We start from the raw sequence: 2,537 nt of genomic DNA on the forward strand, positions 1-2,537 counted from the left end.
GGTTACGCGCCCTCCTGCCGTTCCCGTCGTCCGTCGTCCGTGGTGCGCGCCGCCCTGGGCGGGGCGGCGGACTCCTCGTCGTCCTCGACGATCTCGTCGCGGAGCCTGCTCATCGCCGTGGGCCCCTTCTCCACGGAGGTCTCGCTGAGCAGCGAGCCGAAGAGGGACTCCCAGTCGACGCCCATCCGTTCCGGTGCGGCGCCGCGCGCGGTCATCCTGGTGAGCGGGTCGAGCGTGGCGACGACCCGGCGGGCCATCTCGGCCCGCGCCTTGTTCGCGGCCTCCAGCACCGCCGCGGAGAGCTGGGCGGCGGCCATGGTCCGGTACTTGCCGTCGAGGAACTCCAGGCTGGTCAGCTCGCCCTTCGCGCCGACGGAGACCCGCACCGACCGGTCCGCCGACCGCGCGGTGACCGACGCCGCGTCCAGTTCTGCGCGTGCCGAGGCCGCGGCCTGCTCCGCCGCCTTGAGGTGGGCCATCGCCTGGGCCACACGGTCCTCCATCGGCTGACTCATCCCGGTCCCCTTCCCTTCAGCGTCCCAGGGCCTGCGGCGCGCCGCCCTCGTCGGTGCCCCAGACGTCCTCGTCCTCGGCCAGCCACGTGGTCCGTTCCCTGTCCCCGCTCTCCGTCTGCGGCCTGTCCCCCGCGCCGCCCATGGGTCCCATCGGCGGCATGAAGGGTGTGCTGCTGCTGGTCTGCGTGGTCCTGGGGACGACGCGGTGCTCCTCGTCGTCGACGGTCTGCGCGGCGGCGGCCGTCCGGCCGGAGCGGCCGACCCCGGGCTCGATGACGGTCCTGGTGCGCTCCCCGGAGCCGCCGCCGGCCTCGCCGCCCGCGCCGCGCGCCATCGGCGGGTACATCCCCGGTGAGCCCGACCCCGTGCCGGTGCCGCCGGTGGAGGAGCCCGTCAGGGCGTCGCCGCTCTGCGGACGGCCGAGCGCCGAGGTGAGGTCGTCCTGGTTGTAGAGGTTGTCGTTGAACGCGGAGGAGTAGGCGGAGCCCGCCGAGCCCGTGGAGCCGCCCGGGTTGTAGGCGGAGAGGTCGGGGGGTTCGGGGAGGTCGGCGATGCGCTGCCGGATCAGCTCGTCGATGTCCTTCTGATCGGCGCTGATCCTGTCGTACTCGGCCTGGATGTCGCGCATCCGCTGGTCGTACTCGGTCTTGGCGTCCTTGCGCGCCTGCTCGGCCTCGGTGCGCGCCTCCTCCCGGTCCTCCTGGGCGTCGGCCTTCGCCTGGTCGTACTCGCGCTTGGCCTCGGCCTCGGCGGCGTCCGCCCGCTCCAGGGCCTCCCGTTCGGCGGCGTCGATCTCCGCGATCCGCCGGTCGTACTCCTCGCGGGCCACGTCCTCGTCGGTGCCGTTGGCGATCTCGCGCTCGTACTCCCGGCGTGCCTCGGCCCGTTCCTGCTCGGCGTCCTGCCGTGCCTGGTCGCGCTGTTCCTGGGCCTCGGCCTTCTCCTGCTCGTACTCCTGGCGCGCCGCCGCCTCCTGGCGGTCGGCCTCCTGGAGGGCGGCGTCGCGCTCGGCGCGGGCCTCGGCCTTCTGCTGCTCGTAGTCGGCCTGTGCCTCGGCCTTGGCGTTCTGGGCGTCCAGCCTGGCCTGCTGCTGCTCCTGGAGGGCCTCGCGGCGGGCCTCCTCCTGCTGGGCCTCCGCCTCGGCCTTCGCGTCGGCCTGTTCCTGCTTGGCGGCTTCCTTCGCGGCGGCCTGTTCGGCCTTGGCCTCGGCCTGCGCGGCCTCCTGTTCCGCCTTGGCCTCGGCCTTCTCCTTCTCGGCCTCCGCCTTGGCGGCCTCCTGCTCGGCCTTCGCCTCGGCCTTCTCCTTCTCCTGCTCGGCCTTGGCCTCCGCCTTCTCCTTCTCCGCCTCCGCCTTCGCGGCCTCCTGCTCCGCCTCGGCCTCGGCCTTCGCCTGGGCCTGTTCCTGCTTGGCGGCTTCCTTCTCGGCGGCGGCCTCCGCCTTGGCGGCCTCCTGCTCGGCCTTCGCCTCGGCGCGGTCGGCTTCGGCCTGGGCCGCGGCCCGTTCCCGTTCCTTCTTCGCCTCGTCCTGCGCCTTCTGGTTCTGCGCGAGGGCGAACGCCTGCTGCTCGGCCGCGGCCTGCTTGGCTTCGGCCTTCTCCTTCGCGGCCTCTTCCTTGGCGGCGGCCTGTTCGGCCTTGGCCTCGGCCTTCTCCTTCTCGGCCTCCGCCTTGGCGGCCTCCTGCTCGGCCTTGGCGGCGGCCTTCTCCTTCTCCTGCTCGGCCTTGGCCTCGGCCTTCTCCTTCTCGGCTTCGGCCTTGGCGGCGGCCTGTTCGGCCTTGGCCTCCGCCTTCTCCTTCTCCGCCTCCGCCTTGGCCTCGGCCTTCTCCTTCTCGGCTTCGGCCTTCTCCTTGTCCCGCTCGGCCTTGGCCTCCGCCTTCTCCTTCTCCGCCTCCGCCTTGGCCTCCGCCTTCTCCTTCTCGGCCAGGGCCTTGGCCTCGGCCTTCTCCTTCTCGGCTTCGGCCTTCTCCTTGTCCCGCTCGGCCTTGGCCTCCGCCTTCTCCTTCTCCGCCTCCGCCTTGGCCT

Annotated in this window: 1 protein-coding gene and 1 pseudogene; both read right to left on the minus strand. The window is 73.2% G+C overall.

Annotation, left to right across the window (positions count from 1 at the left end):
- Positions 1-2: 2 nt before the first annotated feature.
- On the minus strand, positions 3-515 hold the full coding sequence (locus ACFY3N_RS26600) for a YbaB/EbfC family nucleoid-associated protein (RefSeq protein WP_390819255.1): 513 nt from the start codon (positions 513-515) through the stop codon (positions 3-5).
- 16 nt (positions 516-531) lie between these two features.
- Positions 532-2,537: pseudogene (locus ACFY3N_RS26605) on the minus strand (hypothetical protein); the annotation flags it as partial.

Source organism: Streptomyces sp. NPDC000348, from assembly GCF_042898795.1.
In the GTDB taxonomy this organism is placed as follows: Bacteria; Actinomycetota; Actinomycetes; order Streptomycetales; family Streptomycetaceae; genus Streptomyces.

Excerpts from the sequence above, each read along its gene's own strand:
- ACFY3N_RS26600 (WP_390819255.1), bottom strand. The coding sequence starts at position 515 with ATGAGTCAGCCGATGGAGGACCGTGTGGCCCAGGCGATGGCCCACCTC.